The sequence below is a fragment of the Allopontixanthobacter confluentis genome, from assembly GCF_009827615.1.
In the GTDB taxonomy this organism is placed as follows: Bacteria; Pseudomonadota; Alphaproteobacteria; order Sphingomonadales; family Sphingomonadaceae; genus Allopontixanthobacter; species Allopontixanthobacter confluentis.
This window is the reverse complement of the sequence record NZ_WTYU01000001.1, coordinates 937,141-955,883: the sequence shown is the minus strand read 5'-3', so window position 1 is coordinate 955,883 and position 18,743 is coordinate 937,141. Positions and strand designations below refer to the sequence as shown.

The 18,743-nt window shown below is 58.8% G+C and carries 18 protein-coding genes; 11 read left to right on the top strand and 7 right to left on the bottom strand.

Annotated features, from left to right (window positions below):
- Positions 1–109 precede the first annotated feature (109 nt).
- The 3 genes from carB to carA are packed head-to-tail and all read right to left on the bottom strand — an operon-like array spanning position 110 to position 5,102.
- A complete protein-coding gene (carB, locus tag GRI44_RS04505; protein ID WP_160600223.1) occupies positions 110–3,433 on the bottom strand; it encodes a carbamoyl-phosphate synthase large subunit in 3,324 nt (1,107 codons plus the stop codon).
- Positions 3,433–3,942 carry a DUF6680 family protein gene (locus GRI44_RS04500; RefSeq protein WP_160600222.1) on the bottom strand — a complete coding sequence of 170 codons (510 nt, stop codon included), beginning with the start codon at positions 3,940–3,942 and terminating at the stop codon, positions 3,433–3,435. The genes carB and GRI44_RS04500 overlap by 1 nt, the downstream gene beginning before the upstream one ends.
- On the bottom strand, positions 3,939–5,102 hold the full coding sequence (gene carA / locus GRI44_RS04495; RefSeq protein WP_160600221.1) for a glutamine-hydrolyzing carbamoyl-phosphate synthase small subunit: 1,164 nt from the start codon (positions 5,100–5,102) through the stop codon (positions 3,939–3,941). Before carA ends, GRI44_RS04500 begins: the two co-directional genes overlap by 4 nt.
- Positions 5,103–5,258: 156 nt before the next feature.
- On the opposite strand from carA, the gene GRI44_RS04490 reads away from it, so the two are divergent.
- From GRI44_RS04490 to rpsD, 10 genes are all read left to right on the top strand, one after another.
- Positions 5,259–5,711, top strand: a complete 453-nt coding sequence (locus GRI44_RS04490; RefSeq protein ID WP_160600220.1) for a GatB/YqeY domain-containing protein — start codon at positions 5,259–5,261, stop codon at positions 5,709–5,711.
- Positions 5,708–6,433 (top strand): hypothetical protein, encoded by a 726-nt coding sequence (locus GRI44_RS04485; RefSeq protein ID WP_160600219.1) that lies wholly within the window; start codon positions 5,708–5,710, stop codon positions 6,431–6,433. The genes GRI44_RS04490 and GRI44_RS04485 overlap by 4 nt, the downstream gene beginning before the upstream one ends.
- Positions 6,434–6,513: 80 nt before the next feature.
- Complete coding sequence (dnaG, locus tag GRI44_RS04480) at positions 6,514–8,415, top strand: DNA primase (RefSeq protein WP_160600218.1); 1,902 nt, start codon at positions 6,514–6,516, stop codon at positions 8,413–8,415.
- Between the two features lie 9 nt (positions 8,416–8,424).
- Entirely contained in the window at positions 8,425–10,428 is a 2,004-nt protein-coding gene (rpoD, locus tag GRI44_RS04475) for an RNA polymerase sigma factor RpoD (protein WP_160600217.1), read from the top strand.
- 203 nt (positions 10,429–10,631) lie between these two features.
- Positions 10,632–11,069: a ribose 5-phosphate isomerase B gene (gene rpiB / locus GRI44_RS04470; protein WP_160600216.1), complete on the top strand. Its 438-nt coding sequence runs from the start codon at positions 10,632–10,634 to the stop codon at positions 11,067–11,069.
- A 10-nt stretch (positions 11,070–11,079) separates the two neighbouring features.
- On the top strand, positions 11,080–12,384 hold the full coding sequence (gene glyA, locus GRI44_RS04465) for a serine hydroxymethyltransferase (RefSeq protein WP_160600215.1): 1,305 nt from the start codon (positions 11,080–11,082) through the stop codon (positions 12,382–12,384).
- A 3-nt stretch (positions 12,385–12,387) separates the two neighbouring features.
- The gene (locus GRI44_RS04460) at positions 12,388–12,609 is read left to right on the top strand and encodes a hypothetical protein (protein ID WP_160600214.1); all 222 of its coding nucleotides are present in this window, start codon (positions 12,388–12,390) and stop codon (positions 12,607–12,609) included.
- Positions 12,610–13,119 carry a transcriptional regulator NrdR gene (nrdR, locus tag GRI44_RS04455; RefSeq protein WP_160600213.1) on the top strand — a complete coding sequence of 170 codons (510 nt, stop codon included), beginning with the start codon at positions 12,610–12,612 and terminating at the stop codon, positions 13,117–13,119.
- On the top strand, positions 13,103–13,858 hold the full coding sequence (locus GRI44_RS04450; protein WP_202386134.1) for an RNA methyltransferase: 756 nt from the start codon (positions 13,103–13,105) through the stop codon (positions 13,856–13,858). Before nrdR ends, GRI44_RS04450 begins: the two co-directional genes overlap by 17 nt.
- Positions 13,859–14,062: 204 nt before the next feature.
- A complete protein-coding gene (rpsD, locus tag GRI44_RS04445; RefSeq protein ID WP_160600212.1) occupies positions 14,063–14,677 on the top strand; it encodes a 30S ribosomal protein S4 in 615 nt (204 codons plus the stop codon).
- A gap of 111 nt (positions 14,678–14,788) precedes the next feature.
- Here rpsD and GRI44_RS04440 read toward each other — a convergent pair whose 3' ends face one another.
- Both GRI44_RS04440 and tgt read right to left on the bottom strand, forming a co-directional pair.
- Positions 14,789–15,091, bottom strand: a complete 303-nt coding sequence (locus GRI44_RS04440) for a chorismate mutase (protein WP_160600211.1) — start codon at positions 15,089–15,091, stop codon at positions 14,789–14,791.
- A complete protein-coding gene (gene tgt / locus GRI44_RS04435; RefSeq protein ID WP_160600210.1) occupies positions 15,091–16,236 on the bottom strand; it encodes a tRNA guanosine(34) transglycosylase Tgt in 1,146 nt (381 codons plus the stop codon). Before tgt ends, GRI44_RS04440 begins: the two co-directional genes overlap by 1 nt.
- A gap of 39 nt (positions 16,237–16,275) precedes the next feature.
- Between tgt and GRI44_RS04430 the strand changes: the two genes are divergently transcribed.
- Positions 16,276–17,046, top strand: a complete 771-nt coding sequence (locus GRI44_RS04430) for a TSUP family transporter (RefSeq protein WP_160600209.1) — start codon at positions 16,276–16,278, stop codon at positions 17,044–17,046.
- Here GRI44_RS04430 and GRI44_RS04425 read toward each other — a convergent pair.
- Together GRI44_RS04425 and GRI44_RS04420 are read right to left on the bottom strand one after the other, a co-directional pair.
- Positions 17,036–17,806 carry an ABC transporter permease gene (locus GRI44_RS04425; RefSeq protein WP_160600208.1) on the bottom strand — a complete coding sequence of 257 codons (771 nt, stop codon included), beginning with the start codon at positions 17,804–17,806 and terminating at the stop codon, positions 17,036–17,038. The two genes, GRI44_RS04430 and GRI44_RS04425, sit on opposite strands and share 11 nt — an antisense overlap.
- Positions 17,803–18,738, bottom strand: coding sequence for an ABC transporter ATP-binding protein (locus tag GRI44_RS04420; RefSeq protein ID WP_160600207.1), 936 nt, complete (start codon positions 18,736–18,738; stop codon positions 17,803–17,805). The genes GRI44_RS04425 and GRI44_RS04420 overlap by 4 nt, the downstream gene beginning before the upstream one ends.
- Between the last annotated feature and the right edge of the window lie 5 nt (positions 18,739–18,743).

Below are 18,743 nucleotides of genomic sequence, written 5' to 3'. Positions count from 1 at the left end.
GTATCCTCAATTCATTATCAGGGCGCCAATTCTGGCAATTCGATGCCGGGCCGCTTCATGGTGAGGCGGCAGCAGTGCATCAGAATTGTCGAGAAAGGACGCGGTTGTTTCAGCTATAATAGTCTTGCAATGACCGAACTTCAAGCTGGCTGGCGGTTACAGCGACAATTGCCTGCGCTGTGGCAAGACATGCCGCCGCCGTGGTGTAATAGGGAATCCGCTTGGCCAGCGCCGATGCACGGATCGACTTGCTGTCGATATGGCTTTGCCAACCCTCAGTAGTGTTGAACACCAGATCAACTTCACCATCGATCATCCGGTCGACGATATGGGGCTGCCCTTCAGCCACTTTTTTCACCCGCTCAACCGCCAGCCCCTGTTCGGACAGATAGGTTTGCGTGCCGCCAGTGGCGATCACCTTGAAGCCGTGTTGAATGAGCATGGCGATGGCAGGTACGATGACCGGCTTGTCGCTATCCTTTACCGAAACAAACAACACGCCGCTTTCGGGCAAGCTTACCCCTGCACCCAGCTGCGACTTGTAAAATGCGGTCGCAAAATCCGCATCAATGCCCATCACTTCGCCGGTGGATTTCATTTCCGGGGTCAGGACGGGGTCTGAACCGGGGAATTTGGCGAAGGGGAAAACCGCTTCCTTGACCGCCATATAATCCAGTTCGCGCTTGAACGCAGGGAAAGTGTTCAGCTTTTCACCCGCCATGACGCGAGCGGCGATTTTCGCCACGGGCTGGCCGATGGCCTTGGCCACAAATGGCACGGTGCGGCTTGCGCGCGGGTTCACTTCGATCAGATAGACTTCGCCATCCTTCACCGCGAACTGGATGTTCATCAGGCCGACCACATTCAGCGCCAGCGCCAGTTCCTTGGCCTGACGTTCCATTTCCGCCACGATTTCAGGCGGCAGGCTGTAGGGCGGCAGGGTGCAGGCACTGTCGCCGGAATGAACGCCGGCTTCCTCGATATGCTGCATGACGCCGGCCACTTCGACCTGCTCGCCATCGCACAGCGCATCTACGTCGCATTCGATGGCATCGCGCAGATACTGGTCGATCAGAACCGGGCTGTCGCCCGACACGTTGACCGCGGTGGCGATGTAATTATCAAGCTGCGCTTCGCTATCGACGATTTCCATGGCGCGGCCGCCCAGCACATAGGAAGGGCGCAGCAGCACTGGATAACCGATGCTGTTGGCGACAGCGGCAGCTTCGTCGCGGCTGCGGGCAATGCCGTTTTTGGGCTGTTTCAGCTTCAGCTGGTTGACCAGCTTGGCAAAGCGTTCGCGGTCTTCTGCAAGGTCGATTGCGTCGGGGCTGGTGCCCAGAATGGGGATGCCTTCATCTTCCAGCGCCTGCGCCAGTTTCAGCGGGGTTTGCCCGCCAAACTGCACGATCACACCCACCAGCTCGCCGGCGGATTGTTCGACCCGCAGGATTTCCAGCACATCTTCTGCTGTCAGCGGTTCGAAATACAGGCGGTCAGACGTGTCATAATCGGTGGAAACCGTTTCCGGGTTGCAATTGATCATGATGGTTTCATAACCGGCTTCTTCCAGCGCGAAACAAGCATGGCAGCAGCAATAATCGAATTCGATGCCCTGCCCGATCCGGTTCGGCCCGCCGCCCAGAATGACGATCTTGCGCCGGTCAGATGGCCATGCCTCGTTCTCAGGCTCGCCAAAGCTGGGGGCTTCGTAGGTTGAATACATATAGGGCGTGATGGCTTCGAATTCGGCCGCGCAGCTGTCGATCCGCTTGAACACCGGATGCACACCCAGTTTCTGGCGCAATTTGCGCACTTCTTCTTCCGAAGTGGCACCAGCCATGGCGCGCAAGGCATCATGCAGCAGGCCCGAACGGCGCGCCTGGGTTTCGCCCAGCCCGCCAGCCACGCCCACGGAACGCACTGCAAGCGTGGCGAGGCGCCTGTCGGAAAAGCCCATGGCTTTCAGCTTGCGCAAACCTTCCGCATCATTGGGCAGGCCATTGTCGGAAATTTCGGTTTCCGCCGCGATGATCGCTTCGATCTGGCGCAGGAACCACGGGTCGTAAAAAGTGATGGCGTGGATATCGTCCACCGACATACCTTCGCGGAATGCCTGCGCCACTTGCAGGATACGGTCGGGCGTGCGTTTGGCCAGCGCCGCGGTCAGCACTTCGCGGCTTACGCCTTCCAGTTCCACCATGCGGTTGAACCCGTCGAGGCCGGTTTCCAGCCCGCGCAACGCCTTCTGCATACTTTCGGCAAAGCTGCGGCCAATCGCCATCACTTCGCCGACAGATTTCATCGCGGTGGACAGGTTGTTTTCCGCGCCCTTGAACTTTTCAAAGGCAAAGCGGGGGATCTTGGTGACCACATAATCGATGGTCGGTTCAAAACTGGCCGGGGTCGCACCAGTGATTTCGTTGGAAATCTCATCCAGCGTATAGCCAACGGCAAGTTTCGCTGCGACGCGCGCGATGGGGAAGCCGGTGGCCTTGGATGCCAGCGCGGAAGAGCGCGAAACGCGTGGGTTCATTTCAATGACGATCAACCGGCCATCGGCAGGATTGACCGCGAACTGGACGTTGGAGCCGCCTGTTTCCACGCCGATTTCACGCAGCACCGCGATGCTGGCGGACCGCATGATCTGATATTCCTTGTCCGTCAGGGTCAGCGCCGGGGCAACGGTGATGCTGTCACCGGTGTGCACGCCCATCGGATCGACGTTTTCGATGGAGCAGATGATGATGCAATTGTCCGCCTTGTCACGGACGACTTCCATCTCGAATTCTTTCCACCCCAGCAGCGATTCCTCGATCAGCACTTCGGTGGTGGGCGATGCATCCAGCCCTTCGCGGACGATGCGTTCGAATTCCGCCTTGTTATAGGCAATGCCGCCGCCGGTGCCGCCCAGCGTGAAGCTGGGGCGGATGATGGCGGGCAGCTTGGTGGTTTCAAGCACGGCCAGCGCATCGTCCAGGCTGTGGGCAATGCCACTGCGCGCACTTTCAAGGCCGATCTTGTCCATCGCCTCGCGGAATTTCTGCCGGTCTTCCGCCTTGTCGATGGCCTCGGCATCCGCGCCGATCATGGTGACGCCGAATTTCTTCAGCACACCCATTTTTTCGAGGGATAGCGCGCAATTCAGCGCCGTCTGCCCGCCCATGGTGGGCAGCACGGCGTCAGGACGTTCCTTCTCGATGATCTTGGCGACCACTTCGGGCGTAATCGGCTCGATATAGGTCGCATCCGCCATATCGGGATCGGTCATGATGGTGGCGGGGTTGGAATTGACTAGGACGACGCGATAGCCCTCCTCCTTCAACGCCTTGATCGCCTGCGTGCCGGAATAATCAAACTCGCACGCCTGGCCGATCACGATAGGACCAGCGCCGATTACGAGGATCGAAGAGATGTCAGTTCTTTTTGGCATTAGTTGCCTTCGTTTTCTTGAACAATAAAATGACTATTTTGCTTCTCGAGAGCCGATGCGATCCGAGTCCATGCCTGCCATCCGCTTAGCATCAAATTATCGCGCTCAATGAAACCGCCTGCTGCGTAAGCGGCGTTCTGAATATCGCTCTCTTTCAAACTGTAGCCTAACTTCCGAGCAATTTCGAAAATAAGCTTCGTCTGCTTATCTATTATATCTCGATTGTGCGCTTCAGCATTCTCTTTTGAAGCTTTGTACAAGATCGTTCGAATGTATTCTTCATGCGCCTTCTCGATTGGTCTGACACGATTAAAATCAATAGGAATCATATTGATTGCGGTCGAATAACTTGGATCGCCTGGCAGATGTCTTGTGCTAACTAGGGTACGAAATGTCTGGACTCTAGATTCCCGAATTTGTTTTCGGCGTTCAGCTACAATTTGAACGACTATCGCCAAAACTGGACCAATTAAGATCGCCGCAAGCGTGAGTAACTCGGTTGTACTCACCCCAACATCCCCACGAACCGCTCGAACAGATAGAAGCTATCCTGCGGTCCCGGACTTGCTTCCGGGTGATACTGCACCCCGAACGCCTGCTTGCCCTTCACCGCAATCCCGCAGTTGGAACCGTCAAACAGGGACACGTGGGTTTGCTCCACACTGTCCGGCAGGGTGTCGGCATCGACTGCGAAGCCGTGGTTCATGCTGGTGATTTCCACCACCCCATCTTCCAGACGTTTGACCGGATGGTTTGCGCCGCGGTGGCCCTGGTGCATCTTGGTGGTCTTCGCGCCGGTTGCCAGCGCCAGCATCTGGTGGCCAAGGCAGATGCCGAACAGCGGCATATCCGCATCCAGCAGCGCCTTGATGACCGGCACGGCATAAGCGCCGGTTGCCGCTGGATCACCCGGCCCGTTGCTGAGGAACACACCGTCTGGTTCATGCGCCATGATATCGGCCAGGCTGGTGCGCGCCGGAACCACCGTTACCCGTGCGCCAGCCTTGACCAGATTGCGGAAGATATTGTCCTTCGACCCGTAATCGATGGCGACCACATGCGGCTTTGCGCTGCTGTCAGCACCGCCATAACCGCTGCCCAGTTCCCATGATCCGCCTACCCAGTCCTGCGATTTTTCGCGGCTAACGCGCTGGGCCAAGTCCATGCCTTCCAGCCCTGCCCATTCGCGGGCGCGGGCCATCAGGGCGTGGAGGTCAAACTTGCCATCGGGCGCATGCGCAATAACCGCATTGGGCGCGCCGGACAGGCGGATGCGGCGGGTAAGCGCGCGGGTATCCACGCCGGACAGGCCGATTTTGCCCTGCGCTGCCAGCCAGTCTGTAAATTCCGTGGTGCTGCGAAAATTGCTCTGCGGTGTCACTTCCTCGCGCACGATGCAGCCCACCGCGCCTTCTACCGCGCTTTCGAAATCTTCGTCATTGGTGCCGACATTGCCGATGTGCGGGAAAGTGAACGTCACGATCTGCGCGGCGTAGCTGGGGTCGGTCATCACTTCCTGATAGCCGGTCATGGCGGTGTTGAAGCACACTTCGCCAACGGCACTGCCAACCGCGCCGAAGCCATTGCCCCACACAGCGGTCCCGTCCGCCAGAACGAGGACTCCGGTTGCGCCTTTTGGCTGCGCAGACGAAGAGGCGGGGTCGGCCATAAGGGGCGCTCCGATTAAATGGTTTTCCGGCGATGTTGCTAAGTCCCAGCCGCTAAAGTGGACAGGCCCCTGCGTCAAGCTATCGCCTGCAAGTTTCATGATATAGATGGGCATTAATCAGGCGTTTGCCACCCGTCATCCACAGGAACACCATCAATGCTGCGCGATACCATCAAAGCCGAACAGATTCTGGCCATGAAAGCTGGCGACAAGCCCCGCGTTGCCGCGCTGCGGCTGATTCTGGCCAAGATCAAGGACCGGGATATTGAACTGCGGACAGCCACGCCCGGCGGTGACGATAACGCCATGGTAATCGAAACATTGCAGAAAATGGGCAAGCAGCGGCGCGAATCGATAACCATGTATGAAGATGGCGGCCGCACCGAACTGGCCGATCAGGAAAAGCTGGAACTGGCCGTAATCGAGGAATTTCTGCCCAAACAGCTGGGCGAGGATGAAACCCGCGCCGCAATCGAGGCGATCAAAGCTGAGCTTGGCGCCACTTCGGTTAAGGATATGGGCAAAGTCATGTCTGAACTTAAGGCCCGCCACGGCGCTGAACTGGATATGAGCAGGGCCAGCGCCCTGGTGAAGGAGAGCCTGGCATGAATAAGACAATTGCATTTGTGACGCTGTGCGCAGCCGCTGCGCTGGGCGCCTGTTCCTCTGAACCCGAAACCGATGTGACGGATCTCAACGCGGCGGCAACACCAGTGCAGGCCGAGGCGATGGCCGCATCCATTGACGCTGGCGATTTCATCGATCTGCAGCTTGGCGCCAAAATCGTCGGTCCGCAGGGGCCGGAAGTGGAAGGCGCCATGTCCAACGCGGAAGGCAATTTTGCCGACATCCGCTCCTACGTCGCCTGCCCGGCAGGCATGGACCCGTGCGATCCCAAGACTGCGCCTGAAGGCACTGTCTACACCTATGTCCATGTCGTATATCCCGGCTCGGATAATCAGGCAGACAGCGGCAGCGGCGCCGGTAACAATTCATCTGATATCGAACGCGCCACTGCATTCAAGATGTTGCGCCCTGCCCATGGCTTCAATGGCAAGGCTGGCTATTCCAAGGCGGAAGTGATGGGGGCAATCGGCCCCAAGGCTGACGTCATCATCACGTGCAAGGACCGCGCGCTGGTGTGGACGGTAAGCGCAGGGGACGGCGGCAACCAGTGGGAACAGGCCGAACCGCTGACGTTCTACTGGCAATCCACCCTGCCCCCTGCCGGCCCTGCAGTGGCCTATGCCATTGATGCCAATTACGCAGAAGCCAGCGGCCCCGGCCCCTTCCCCGCCCAGACTGACGGCGTGCCCAATTCCTGCGGCTGACGCTGGCAAGGGCCAGGCTTAGCCCGGTTTTCATTGCCCGGCATATTGTAAAAAGGGCCATGTCCGCGCATTAGGCGGGCATGGCTCTGTCACCTCAATGGCTGGATGAATTGCGCGCGCGAATCACGCTGTCCAGCGTGATCATGCGCACGACAAAGCTGCAGAAATCAGGGCATGAATGGAAAGCGTGTTGCCCTTTCCACGATGAAAAATCGCCCAGTTTTACGGTCAGCGACCAGAAGGGCTTCTACCATTGCTTCGGCTGCGGCGCGCATGGTGATGCCATCCGCTGGATGACAGACCAGCGCGGCCTGCAATTCATGGATGCGGTAAAGGAACTGGCATCAGAGGCCGGTCTGGAAGTGCCTGCGGCGGACCCGCGGGCCGCACAGATCGCAGAAGAACGCGCCGGGCTGCACGATGTGATGCAGGCCGCGCAGGACTGGTTCGAAACAAGGCTGGCATCAGCAGATGGCAGCGGCGCGCGGGAATATCTGAAATCGCGCGGGTTTGATGCCCACACCATCAAGCGGTTCGGTTTCGGCTTTGCGCCCGATGAACGCCAGGCAATGAAAGCGGCCCTCGGCCAGTTTGACGAACCCATGCTGATCGAGGGTGGGCTGCGCATCGCGGTGGATGAGAAGGAACCGTACGACAGGTTCCGTGCGCGTCTGATGCTGCCAATTCAGGATGCGCGGGGCCGGGTGATTGCCTTTGGCGGGCGCATTCTGGAAAGCGGCACCAAGGCGCCCAAATACCTCAATTCCCCCGATACGCCTTTGTTTGACAAGGGCCGCACACTTTACAATCTGCACCGGGCTGGGCCTGCATCACGCCAGACCGGCAGGATCGTGGTGGTCGAAGGCTATATGGATGTGATCGCACTCGCGGCTGCCGGCATGGAAGATGCCGTTGCCCCGTTGGGGACCGCGCTGACCGAGCGGCAGATTGAACTTTTGTGGCGATTGGTGGAACGGCCGATCTTATGCTTCGATGGCGACGCCGCCGGCCAGCGCGCTGCCATGCGCGCCGTTACCCGCGCGCTGCCGATGCTGAAGCCTGCCCATTCGCTGGCGATTGCCACCCTGCCGGTGGGGGTGGATCCTGATGATCTGCTCCGCCAGAAAGGGCGCGGCGCGCTGGAAGCTATTCTGGCCGATGCTGCCAGCCTGCTCGATACCTTATGGGAATATGAGCGCGACTTGCAGCCGCTACGCTCACCCGAAGACAAAGCGGGGCTGAAAGCCCGGCTGATTGATCATATCGACACCATACAGCACCCTGACATCCGCGCTTTATACAAGCGCGAATTGCTGGAGCGTTTTTCAGAATTTGCGTTTCCGCCCCGCCCGCCGCGCCCGCGCCGCGAATGGAAACCGGGTTTTCAGCAAAAAGCTGCCAATCCCACAATTACTCCTGATGCGTCCAGCAGGCTGCGCCGATCATCCGAAGGCGGCGCACGCGATGAACTGGCGGCAGCAGTGATCTTTGGTCTCGCACGGTTTCCGGACCAGATTTTGCGCCACGCAGAAGCATTGGGCCGCTTTGCCGAGCATGACCGGCGCACTGGGCCTGCAATAGATTCGTTGATGGATGCAGCGGAAATGCTTGAACCTTCCGATAAATCGCCCATATCTGTGCCACACGGCACCATCGCGCCGCCGGATAACACCCGTTTCGCCTTCCTCAATGAAGGCATCGATCCGATTGCAGCGCATGATGATCTGGCCGAAGCTGTATCCCTGCTGGTCGAAAGGCCTGCGTTGGAAGCTGCCCTGGCGGCGGCCACCGCACGTTTTGAGACCGATCCAGAAGGCGCTTTTGTCGAGCAGCAACGCTTGCTCAAACGAAAGCTGGAATTTGAGCAGCGGTTAGGGCAAATGGCAAGCAAACGTGCTGCACGTGCAGCGCAAAGCATATCAGATCGAACGAACCCGCTGCCTGCTGGTGCAGATGGGTCGGACGAAAAAGAAACGGACTGAACGGTACCTATGGCATCCGAAGCTACGACTACTGAAAATGATGATGCTCCGCTGATCGACCTCAACGAGGCATCGATCAAGAAGCTGATTACCAAGGCGAAAAAGCGCGGCTACGTCACGGTTGACGAACTGAACGAAGCGCTGCCGCAGGACCAGATGTCGACTGACCAGATCGAAGACGTGATGTCCGCGATTTCGGAAATGGGCGTGAATATCGTCGAAAATGACGAAGACGCCGAAGCGGAAAGCGAAGTCGAGGAAATCAGCGGCACGGACGACAAGCCGGCCAAGCCGACCTCAGCGGCCGCAAAGAAAGCCGCGCCGACCGAACGCACGGATGACCCGGTGCGGATGTATCTGCGCGAAATGGGCGCTGTCGAATTGCTCAGCCGCGAAGGCGAAATCGCCATTGCCAAGCGCATCGAGGCTGGCCGCGACACCATGATCATCGGCCTGTGCGAAAGCCCGATCACTTTTCATGCCATCATCCATTGGTCAGAAGCGCTCAACAACGAAGAAATGCAGTTGCGCGAGATCCTCGATCTCGATGCGATGCTGTCCAAGGAACCTCCGGTCGACAAGATGGAGGAGGAAAACGAGGACGATAGCGGCGAAATCAGCGAGGAAACCGCTGGCCCCACCATCCGTGACGATGATGATGACGACGACGATGATAGCGACAGCGACGAAGACGAGGACGGCGAAGGCGGTTCCAAGAAGCGCGACGATGATGAGGAGGAAGACAACACGCTTTCCCTCGCGCAGATGGAAGCTGCGCTGAAGCCCGAAGCGCTCGAAACATTTGCCCGCATCACGGACCTGTTCAAGAAGTTCCAGAAGATCCAGGCGGAACGCGTGGATATCATGGGCGCCGGGGAAGATTATCCTGCCGCCAAGGAACGCAAATACGAAGCCTTGCGTGAACAACTGACCGCTGAAGTCGAAAGCGTTCAGTTTCATGCGACCAAGATCGAATTTCTGGTCGACAATCTTTATGCTTTCAACCGCCGCCTGACCGCTCTTGGCGGCCAGATGTTGCGCCTTGCCGAACGGCACAAGGTCAAGCGGATCGACTTCCTCAAAGCTTATATCGGCAACGAACTGGACGATACCTGGCTGAAGGATAACGCCAAAAAAGACAAGAAATGGGCTGCTTTCGCTGAAAACGAAGCCGACGCTGTCGAGCGTATCCGGGCTGAAATCGCAGACATCGCTGCCAATACCGGCATGAGCCTTGATGAATTCCGCCGCATTGTGAACATGGTCCAGAAGGGCGAGCGCGAAGCGCGCATTGCCAAGAAGGAAATGGTGGAAGCAAACCTTCGTCTGGTGATTTCCATTGCGAAAAAATACACCAATCGCGGCTTGCAATTCCTCGACCTAATCCAGGAAGGCAACATTGGCCTGATGAAGGCGGTCGACAAGTTTGAATATCGCCGTGGTTACAAGTTCAGCACCTATGCGACCTGGTGGATCCGTCAGGCAATTACCCGTTCCATCGCGGATCAGGCGCGCACCATCCGTATTCCGGTCCACATGATCGAAACGATCAACAAGCTGGTTCGCACCAGCCGCCAGTTCCTGCACGAGCAGGGCCGCGAACCGACACCGGAAGAAATGGCCGAGCGCCTGTCCATGCCGCTGGAAAAAGTGCGCAAGGTCATGAAAATCGCCAAGGAGCCGATCAGCCTCGAAACGCCTATCGGTGACGAGGAAGATTCGCATCTGGGTGACTTCATCGAAGACAAGAATGCGATCATCCCTGTGGACGCCGCCATTCAGGCCAACCTGAAGGAAACGGTCACCCGCGTTCTGGCATCGCTTACCCCGCGTGAGGAACGTGTGCTTCGCATGCGGTTCGGCATCGGCATGAACACCGATCACACGCTGGAAGAAGTAGGCCAGCAATTCTCGGTCACGCGTGAACGAATTCGCCAGATCGAAGCCAAGGCGCTTCGGAAGCTGAAACATCCCAGCCGCAGCCGCAAGATGCGCTCGTTCCTGGATCAATGATTTCCAGCCTCGATCGATATACTGGAAACACCCCGCTCCGGCGGGGTTTTTCTTTGCGCGCTACACTCCGCCTTCAATCAGAGGCGCGGCAGCGGGCTTGAAAACTATGGATATGCGGGGAGAAAGCCCGTTTGCAGTGGCAAAAATGCGCGACTGCCCCTAATGCTGCGCCATCCGAATCTCCTGATGAATTGAGACAGGCCATGCGCATCGCCATCGCTTCTGACCACGCCGCTATCGACCTTAAGGCTGAACTTGCCGAATGGCTGCGCGGCGAAGGTCACGAGGTTGCAGACCTTGGGCCTGCAACAGGCGACAGCGTCGATTATCCGGATTTCGGCTATCTTCTTTCATCGGTTGTGGCTGATGGCACCGCCGAGAAGGGCGTGGCCCTGTGCGGTTCCGGCATTGGCATTTCCATGTCCCTCAACCGCAATCTCGCCGTGCGCTGCGCTCTTGTCTCGGAGCCCCTGTCAGCAGCCCTTGCGCGCGAACATAATGACGCCAATTGCATCGCCATGGGCGCACGCCTCACCGGCGTGGACATGGCAAAGGCATGCCTGACGGCATTTCTCACCACCGAATTTGCCGGCGGGCGCCATCAGCGCCGCGTCGATAAACTTTCCAACCCCAGTTTCTGAGGTCGCCGCGATGAACAGCACCAATTCTACAGATATCATGCATCGTTTCTGGCACGACAGTCTGGCAGATGCCGATCCCGAGATCGCATCTGCGATCAGCAATGAACTGAAGCGCCAGCAGGACAAGATCGAACTGATCGCTTCGGAAAACATCGCCAGCAAGGCCGTGCTGGAAGCCGCAGGGTCTGTATTCACCAACAAATATGCCGAAGGCTATCCCGGCAAGCGCTATTACGGCGGCTGCGAATATGCCGATGTGGTGGAAACCTTGGCGATTGACCGGGCCAGGGAATTGTTCGGCTGCAATTTTGCCAATGTGCAGCCCAATTCCGGATCGCAGATGAATCAGGCCGTGTTCCTCGCCCTGCTTAATCCCGGCGATACATTCATGGGCCTTGATCTGAATTCAGGTGGGCATCTCACCCACGGTTCGCCGGTCAATATGTCCGGCAAATGGTTCAACCCTGTCGCTTATGGCGTGCGCAAGGATGATGAACGGATCGACATGGATGATGTCGCCACCATCGCGCGGGAATATTCCCCCAAGCTCATCATCTGCGGCGGCACAGCCTATTCGCGGACATGGGATTTCAAGCGGTTCCGCGAGATCGCCGATGAAGTGGGCGCCTATCTGCTGTGCGACATGAGCCATATTTCAGGCCTTGTTGCAGGCGGCGCTCACCCCTCGCCCTTCCCTCATGCCCATATCGTGACCACCACGACGCATAAAAGCCTTCGCGGGCCACGATCAGGCGTCATCCTGTGGGATGATGAAGCCTTGACCAAACCGCTCAACATGGCGGTATTCCCTGGCCTTCAGGGTGGGCCGCTCATGCACATCGTGGCCGCAAAGGCAGTGGCCTTTGGTGAGGCCTTGCGCCCTGATTTCAAAATCTACGCCCAGAAGGTGGTTGATAATGCCCGCGCATTGGCAGCCAGCCTGGAGGAAAACGGCCTGCGCATCGTGTCCGGCGGAACGGACAATCACTCCATGCTGGTTGACCTTACAGCCATGGATGTCACTGGCAAATCCGCGGAAAACGGGCTCGACCGGGCATGGCTGACGTGCAACAAAAACGGCATCCCTTACGATACGCGTAGCCCGTTTGTGACAAGCGGCATCAGGCTGGGTACGCCGGCCGGCACCACGCGCGGGTTCGGTACAGAGGAATTTCGCAAGATCGGTGCGCTGATCGCAGAAGTCGTCACAGGTCTTGCCAAAAACGGGCCAGAAGGCGATGCCCAAATCGAGGAAAGTGTCCGCAGCCGTGTTGGCGAATTATGCGCTGCTTTCCCTGTCTATCCCGGGAGATGAATTATGGACGAGAATAACCCTAAGAATGAAGGTGATTTTGTCGAGGATGCCAAGGTCGAACTGACGGGCATGGCCAAGGAAGGCATGCACCACCCTTCGACCAAACCTGTGCTGACAGGCGCGGCAGTTGGCGCAATTGCCGGCGGTCTGCTGCCATTGGTCACCTGGCCAATTGGCCTTGCTGTTGGTGCAGGCTACATGTTTTACAAGCGACTGCGACCGTAAATGCGATGTCCGTTTTGTGTGCATGACGACAGCCAGGTAAAAGACAGCCGCCCGACCGAGGACAACACCTCAATCCGGCGGCGGCGGCAATGTTCCAGCTGCGGCGCGCGGTTCACCACGTTCGAGCGCGTGCAACTGCGCGAAGTAACCGTTGTGAAAAGCGGCGCCACGGAAAATGAACGCAGGCGCCAGCCGTTCGATCGCGCCAAGCTGGAACAGTCAGTCACGCTGGCGTGCCGCAAGCGCGGGGTGAGCCAGGAGCGGATCGACCAGCTGGTATCCGGCATCCAGCGGCAGGTGGAAACAGCGGGCGAAAGCGAAGTGGCATCCGCCCGGATCGGCGAATTGGTGATGGATGGCCTGCGCCAGATCGACAGCGTAGCCTATATCCGCTTTGCCAGCGTCTATCGCGACTTTAGCGAAGCGCGGGACTTTGAAGAATTTGCCAGCACCATTCAGGAAGCAGGCGGCAAAAAGGAAGTCGGCGCGCAAAATGTCGTCACCGACTGATCCGGCCATAACGCCCATCACGGATGCACCGCCGGTCATAGTGCTCGTGCGCCCGCAACTTGGTGAGAATATCGGCAAGGCTGCGCGGGCCATGTTGAATTTCGGCCTCACGGAAATGCGCCTTGTTGCTCCGCGTGATGGTTGGCCAAACCCCAGTGCGGGCCCCGCAGCGGCCGATGCCGACATCGTGCTGGAACGCGCGCAGGTTTTTGAGACCACGGCCGAGGCAGTGGCCGATTGCGCCCATGTCTATGCGACCACGGTGCGCAGGCGCGGCGATACCAAGCCGGTGGTCACACCGGAGGCGGCAGCGGCGCAAATTCATGCCGCATCAGGCCGCAGCGCCTTGTTGTTCGGGCCGGAACGTTCCGGGCTGGATATTCAGGACGTGTCACTTGCCCGCGCCATTCTGACGGTGCCCATCAATCCTGAATTTGGCTCGCTCAATCTGGCGCAGGCAGTGATCCTGTGCGCGTATGAATGGTCCAAGGTGCTGAATCTGCCGCAGCCGCCCCTCACCGACCAGCTGCCCCCCGCCCCGCAGGAGGAGCTGGAAGGGCTGATCGGACATCTGGAAAAAATGCTGGAACCCAAGCGCTATTTTTACCCTGAGGGGCGCGCAGAGGCGACCCGCAGGACATTGCGTAATGTGCTGACCAGACCTGGCTGGAATGCGCTGGAAGTACGCACCTTGCGCGGTATTCTGACGCATCTTGGCAGGGCGGACCGGCACGACTGATTGTTGCCGACAACGGGTGCCAGGCCGTAGGTGGCTTGACTTGTTTGCAGGCTGCGCATAAGGGCCGCGCTTCGCGAATTGGTCCCGCATCCCGGTGAAGCGGTGGCCGCGTCAGGCAAGTCGGTCTGGCGGTGCGATACCGGGTTAAAGCGCCGAAACATCCCGTAAGTTCGGGGCGTGGCGATAGCAAATTGGAGTACGACTATGTCGAAGCGCAAAAGCGCCAAGTATAAACTTGACCGGCGGATGGGCGAAAACATCTGGGGTCGCCCTAATTCCCCGGTAAACAAGCGTTCTTACGGTCCCGGCCAGCATGGTCAGCGCCGCAAGAGCAAGGTTTCCGACTTCGGTCTGCAGCTGCGCGCAAAGCAGAAGCTGAAAGGCTATTACGGCGACGTGACCGAAAAGCAGTTCAAAAGCACATACACCGAAGCATCGCGCATCAAGGGTGATACTGGCCAGAACCTGATCGGCCTGCTTGAGCGCCGGTTGGACATGGTTGTATACCGTGCCAAGTTTGCGCCAACAGTGTTTTCTGCTCGTCAGATCGTTTCGCACGGCCACATTCGTGTAAACGGCGTGAAGTGCAACATCGCCAGCCGCCGGATCAATGTCGGTGATGTCATCAGCCTGGGCGACAAGGCCAAGGAAATGGCACTGGTCATCGAAGCGCAAGGCCTGCCTGAGCGTGAAATTCCTGATTATGTTGCTGTTGACGGCAATGACAAGGTAACTTTCACCCGCGTGCCCAAGCTCGACGAAGTGCCTTATCCGGTCACGATGGAACCCAATCTGGTCGTCGAATTCTATTCGCGCTGATCGGTTCGATGCTACAAAAAAAGGGCGGTCCTGCGGGGCCGCCCTTTTTGTATGTCCGCGGCAGATATTTCTTGCCGGTTTTGCGCTGGCGATGCCAGCAGTGAGCGGGCGCTAGGCGTTGAGCCGGTCCCATTCCGCCAGTTCATAGGCAATCGAACTTTCCACCAGCGTTTCCCACATCTGGCCAATGCCATCGCGCGGCAGCTGGCGCGCTTCGGCATCGGCGCAGGCGGCGTCGATAACCGCTTTTTTACGCGGCTCATCACGCACACCATCCCGCTGCGGCTTTATCCGCGCGGCTGCGCGCATGTAGCCAAACCGGCGCGCCAGCAATTCGATCAATTCGCGGTCCGTGGCATCCACGCCCGCACGCACTTCGGCCATGCTGGCGCAATCGTCCGGCAGTTTGGGCATCACTGGTCTTTCCTGAGATAATCACGGCGGAAATCAGCCGCGAATGCCGCGAAGCGCACTTGCGCAATGGCATCGCGCATGGCCTGCATCAGCTGTTGGTAAAAGGCGAGGTTATGTTCCGTCATGAGCATGGCGCCTAATATCTCGCCTGATTTCACCAGATGGTGGAGATAGGCGCGGGTGTAAGTGCTGCACGGATCGCAGCTGCACCGCGCATCGATGGGTCCGGTATCCTCGGCAAAGCGCGCGTTTCTGAGGTTGATCGGCCCGCCCCAGGTAAACGCCTGCCCGTTTCTGCCAGACCGGCTCGGCAGAACGCAATCGAACATGTCCACGCCGCGCTCCACTGCGCCCACCAGATCATCCGGCTTGCCCACGCCCATCAGATAACGCGGCCGATCAGCCGGCAATTGGCCCGGTGCAAAATCAAGGGTCGCAAACATCGCTTCCTGCCCTTCACCCACGGCCAGCCCGCCAATGGCATATCCGTCAAAACCGATGTCGGTCAGTGCGTCCGCGCTGTGTTTGCGTAATTCTTCGTCAAGGGCGCCTTGCTGAATGCCGAACAGGGCCGCGCGTTGTGCATGTGCGCCGCCAGCATCGAATGCGTCGCGGCTGCGCTGCGCCCAGCGCATGGACATTTCCATCGATGCTGCAATCACGTCGCGCGACTGGTCGGCGCGCGGGCATTCATCAAATGCCATCACGATATCAGACCCGAGCAGTCGCTGGATTTCCATCGAACGTTCAGGGGTGAGCATATGCTTTGACCCATCAAGATGGCTCCTAAATTCCACCCCTTCTTCGGTCAGTTTGCGCAGGTCAGACAGGCTCATCACCTGATAGCCGCCGCTATCGGTCAGAATGGGCCGATGCCAGTTCATGAATTTGTGCAACCCGCCAAGGCGCGCCACACGTTCCGCACCTGGCCGCAGCATCAGGTGATATGTGTTGCCCAATATTATGTCCGCGCCCGTTGCGCGTACGGTTTCGGGCTTCATCGCCTTTACTGTCGCGGCAGTTCCGACCGGCATGAACGCAGGCGTGCGAATCTCTCCGCGCTGCATGGCTATGCGGCCGGTCCGCGCATTTGCGTCGGTTGCGTCGATGGTGAAGGCAAATCTTGGGGGGGTGTTATGTGTCATGGGCTTGCGGCCCTTAGCGCCAGCGGCCACAGCGAGCAAATGATCGAAGCATTTGAAGTGCATTCATGGCTGTATCCGACGATGTTTGTGGTGGCCATTTTCACCGGGTTCGTCGATTCCATTGCGGGCGGCGGCGGGTTGGTGATGATGCCGGCGCTGCTGGCCACAGGCATGCCGCCGCATCTGGCGCTGGGCACCAACAAGCTGCAATCGGTGTTTGGCACCAGCATGGCCTGCCGCACCTATTGGCGCGGCGGATTGGTGCAGGTGCGCGAAAACCTGCCCCTGATCGCCATTGCATTTATCGGCGCGGCCAGCGGGGCCTTTCTGGTGCAGATGCTGGCACCCAGAATTTTGAGCTATATCGTGCCAATTTTTCTGCTGGCGCTGGCGGCCTATGTCATCTTGTCACCGCGCATGACGGATGATGATGCACAACAGCGGCTGACCCGGAAGGGTTACGCCCCTGTGGCAGGGGGCATTGGCCTGTATGATGGCTTCTTCGGCCCCGGGACCGGCCAGTTTTTCACCGCGAGCCTGGTGGGGCTGCGGGGACAGGGGCTGACGCGGGCCACCGCCAATACCAAGCTGTTCAATGCCACCACCAACTGGGCGGCAGTGGCGGTGTTTGCGCTGGGCGGTAAAATGGTCTGGCTGCTGGGCCTGACCATGGCGGCAGGCGCAATGCTGGGCGGTTTTATCGGATCACGCTTTGCCATGCGCCATGGTGCGCGCATTATCCGGCCGCTGATGATTATCGCCTGCCTCGGCCTCACTGGCCGGTTGGTCGTAGGCTGGTTTACGTCCTGAGGCGCCAGCCAGTGCGGAAGATGATGGTAATGGCCACCACACAGATGGCCAGGAATGCCACTGTCAGCCCGAATGAAACCCAGATATTCACATCCGACGTGCCATAGAACGTCCAGCGCAGGCCGCTTACCAGATAGACAATCGGGTTGAACAAAGCGACACTGCGCCACGGTTCGGGCAGCATATCGATCGAATAGAATGTGCCGCCCAGAAATGTCAGCGGCATCAGGATGAGCATGGGTATGATGCCCAGCTTTTCAAAATTATCCGCCCAGATGCCAAGGATGAAACCGAACAGCGAAAATGCCGAAGCGACGAGCATGATGAAGCCCACGGCCAATACGGGATGCTCGATCCGGTAATCCACGAAGAACGTCGCCGTCAGCAGGATGATGGCGGCCAGAATGAGCGATTTGGTCGCGGCTGCGCCGACAAAGCCGACGAGAGTTTCTGCCACGCCCACCGGCGCCGACAGCAATTCGTAAATGGTGCCGGTAAAGCGCGGCATATAAATGCCGAAACTGGCATTGCTGGTGCTTTCACTCAGCAAGGTCAGCAGCAGCAGGCCAGGCACGATAAAGGCGGCGTAATTCACCCCGTCCACTGCCTGCATTCGGCCACCAATGGCGGCGCCAAAGACGATGAAATACAGCGAGGTGGTCAAAACCGGTGCCAGGATGGACTGGAATGCCGTGCGCATGGCGCGCATCAGTTCGCGGACATAAATGGCATAGGCCCCGCGCAGGTTGAAACCGGTCATGCGCTTTCTCCCATCAGATCCACAAAGATATCTTCCAGGGTGGATTCGCGGATGTCGATGCCGACATAATCAATGCCGCCAGCAGTCAGCGCCTTGGTCAGATCGGCCACATCTTTCTTCCCCCGGCCCGTGCCATCACCGCCGCGATAGACCAGTTCCAGCCCGCCGCCTGCAATGGTCAGCGGATAAGCTGCAAGATGCGCCGGAACGGCGTCCAGCGGCTGCGCCAGCGTGATATGCGCTTCTGTGCGGCCAAGGCGCGCCATCATGGCGTGCTTGTCATCCACCATCAGCAGCCTGCCATCGCGGATTACGCCCACGCGGTCGGCCATCACTTCGGCTTCGTCAATATAATGGGTGGTCAGGATAACAGTGACACCCTGATCGCGCAGGATCGAGATCTGGCGCCACATGTCACGCCGCAATTCCACATCAACTCCGGCGGTGGGCTCGTCCAGGAACAGCAGATCGGGGTCATGGCTCAATGCCTTGGCGATCAGCACCCGCCGCTTCATCCCGCCTGACAGCTTGCGGATCTGTTCGTCCCGCTTGTCCCACAGGCTCAGGGAGCGGAGGATTTCCTCGATCCGGGCCGGGTCTGCCGGGCGGCCAAACAGCCCGCGGGAAAATGCCACTGCGCGCCCAACCGGCTCGAACATATCGGTGGACAGTTCCTGCGGGACCAGGCCAATGCGTGACCGCGCCGCGCGCCAGTCCCGGGCAAGATCCACCCCGAAAGCGCGGATTGTTCCGGCAGTGGGCCGCACGAGGCCGCACACAGCGCCAATCAGCGTGGTTTTACCAGCGCCATTTGGCCCCAACAGCGCGAAAATTTCGCCTTTGCGGATTTTCAGATCGACATTGTCGAGCGCCTTGGAGCCGCCGCTATAGACTTTGGTGAGCCCGGTAATTTCCAGAATAGGTTCCTGCATGAAAC

Bases quoted from the DNA above. Each gene is read 5' to 3' on its own strand.
- carB (WP_160600223.1), bottom strand. From the start codon at position 3,433: ATGCCAAAAAGAACTGACATCTCTTCGATCCTCGTAATCGGCGCTGGT.
- carA (WP_160600221.1), bottom strand. From the start codon at position 5,102: ATGGCCGACCCCGCCTCTTCGTCTGCGCAGCCAAAAGGCGCAACCGGA.
- GRI44_RS04490 (WP_160600220.1), top strand. From the start codon at position 5,259: ATGCTGCGCGATACCATCAAAGCCGAACAGATTCTGGCCATGAAAGCT.
- GRI44_RS04485 (WP_160600219.1), top strand. From the start codon at position 5,708: ATGAATAAGACAATTGCATTTGTGACGCTGTGCGCAGCCGCTGCGCTG.
- dnaG (WP_160600218.1), top strand. From the start codon at position 6,514: ATGGCTCTGTCACCTCAATGGCTGGATGAATTGCGCGCGCGAATCACG.
- rpoD (WP_160600217.1), top strand. From the start codon at position 8,425: ATGGCATCCGAAGCTACGACTACTGAAAATGATGATGCTCCGCTGATC.
- rpiB (WP_160600216.1), top strand. From the start codon at position 10,632: ATGCGCATCGCCATCGCTTCTGACCACGCCGCTATCGACCTTAAGGCT.
- glyA (WP_160600215.1), top strand. From the start codon at position 11,080: ATGAACAGCACCAATTCTACAGATATCATGCATCGTTTCTGGCACGAC.
- GRI44_RS04460 (WP_160600214.1), top strand. From the start codon at position 12,388: ATGGACGAGAATAACCCTAAGAATGAAGGTGATTTTGTCGAGGATGCC.
- nrdR (WP_160600213.1), top strand. From the start codon at position 12,610: ATGCGATGTCCGTTTTGTGTGCATGACGACAGCCAGGTAAAAGACAGC.
- GRI44_RS04450 (WP_202386134.1), top strand. From the start codon at position 13,103: ATGTCGTCACCGACTGATCCGGCCATAACGCCCATCACGGATGCACCG.
- rpsD (WP_160600212.1), top strand. From the start codon at position 14,063: ATGTCGAAGCGCAAAAGCGCCAAGTATAAACTTGACCGGCGGATGGGC.
- GRI44_RS04440 (WP_160600211.1), bottom strand. From the start codon at position 15,091: ATGCCCAAACTGCCGGACGATTGCGCCAGCATGGCCGAAGTGCGTGCG.
- tgt (WP_160600210.1), bottom strand. From the start codon at position 16,236: ATGACACATAACACCCCCCCAAGATTTGCCTTCACCATCGACGCAACC.
- GRI44_RS04430 (WP_160600209.1), top strand. From the start codon at position 16,276: ATGATCGAAGCATTTGAAGTGCATTCATGGCTGTATCCGACGATGTTT.
- GRI44_RS04425 (WP_160600208.1), bottom strand. From the start codon at position 17,806: ATGACCGGTTTCAACCTGCGCGGGGCCTATGCCATTTATGTCCGCGAA.
- GRI44_RS04420 (WP_160600207.1), bottom strand. From the start codon at position 18,738: ATGCAGGAACCTATTCTGGAAATTACCGGGCTCACCAAAGTCTATAGC.